Annotated in this window: 2 protein-coding genes; both read right to left on the reverse strand. The window is 63.5% G+C overall.

The window, feature by feature from the left end; genetic code table 11:
- The coding region (locus ACTS2Z_RS13130; protein WP_442573660.1) for a hypothetical protein at nt 1–587 on the reverse strand (587 nt) is incomplete at its 3' end.
- 81 nt (nt 588–668) lie between these two features.
- A partial coding sequence (locus ACTS2Z_RS13135) for an EAL domain-containing protein (RefSeq protein WP_442573661.1) occupies nt 669–1,375 on the reverse strand: 707 nt, incomplete at its 5' end.

A 1,375-nucleotide genomic window follows, 5' to 3' on the forward strand; every position in this document is an offset into this window, starting at 1 on the left:
GCAGCCAGTTGTTCCTCGTGCTCCTCGGTCCAGCCGCGCACCTCAAGATGGCGGGCGAGCGCCTCTGCGGCAGAGCGGGCAAAGGCGAAATCACCCGCGGCGATGCCTGCATCGACCTTTTCCTGTGTCAGGTCCGTATCCAGCGGCACGCCGACCAGTTCCAGCGGACGCAAGACCTCCACAGCGCCGGGCAGATCGCCCGCCGCCCGCAGGGCCAGCGCCGCATTCACACGCGCAAAGCGCGCACTCATCCGGTATTCATAGCCGAACTCGCCATGCGGTCCGTAAGGGCCCGTTCGTTCCAGCGCCTCATCGAAATAGTCCGCCAGCTGGCTGAAGCGGCGCGCCGACAACTCGAAATCGCCATCACGCCAGGCCTGATAGGCCTGGCCGGCAGTGATGCGATAGCCATGGCCATAGGCCATCCATTCCAGCGCCAGCAAGGTGTAGAGCGGCGGTGTTTCCAGCGGCCAGTCCACTGGTGTTTCATTATACCAGCGCGGTGCAGGCTCTGCCGCGAGTGCCGGGCGCTCGAAGGCGCAGGCGGTCAGGGCAATTGCGGCAATGAAGACAAGGCAGTGGCGCATGTTCCGGCTCCGGCGGGCAATGAGTGCCCGTGAGCGGAAGGAGATGGCACACCAGCTCTGCAGCGCAACTGAAAAGGCTGGTCAGCCCGCGCGGCGTGTGTCCGGCGCGCTCTCGCTCAGCACATCATCGCGAACGGGCCGCGGCGCGCCGAAAAGATGGCCCTGACCATAGGCGATATCGAGATCGAGGATTTCGACAACCATGGCTTCGGTCTCGATCTTTTCCGCGATGATATCAACGCCGTAGCGGGCAAAGAGGCTGGCAATGTCTTCGGGCGCTATCGTGCCCGGCTCCCGGCCCGCCACGGGCATGTGGCCCCCTGCCATCTCGATGAGGCGCAGGCCTTCCACCTTGGCAAAGCGCACGCCGGCACGCTGCAACTCGGCGAGATCGAGATTGAGATTGCTCACCTGATCGATGGAGAAGCGGAAGCCGTAATCGGCCAGGCGTGCCATGTGCCGCGCAGCGATAGAGGATCGTCCGTCAAAGGCGGCTTGCGGCATCTCGAAGATCAGCGAGGTGGCAAGATCGGAATTGCGCCGCAGGAAATCGAGGAAGGGCGGGAAAAACTCCTCATCGGTGAGCGAGCGCACCGAGATATTGCAGAATATGCCGACGCGCCGGTCCGACTTGGTAAGCTTGCGGACTATCTGCACGCAGCGCAGGAGCAGGAGATTGTCCACCTCCGCGATGAGCCCGTGCTCCTCTGCGGCTTTGAGGAAGCCTGCAGGGGTTACCACATTGCCCTTCGCATCGCGCAGGCGGGTGAAGCCCTCGTAGAAATAGG

The organism is Glycocaulis sp., from assembly GCF_052168375.1.
Taxonomy (GTDB): Bacteria; Pseudomonadota; Alphaproteobacteria; order Caulobacterales; family Maricaulaceae; genus Glycocaulis.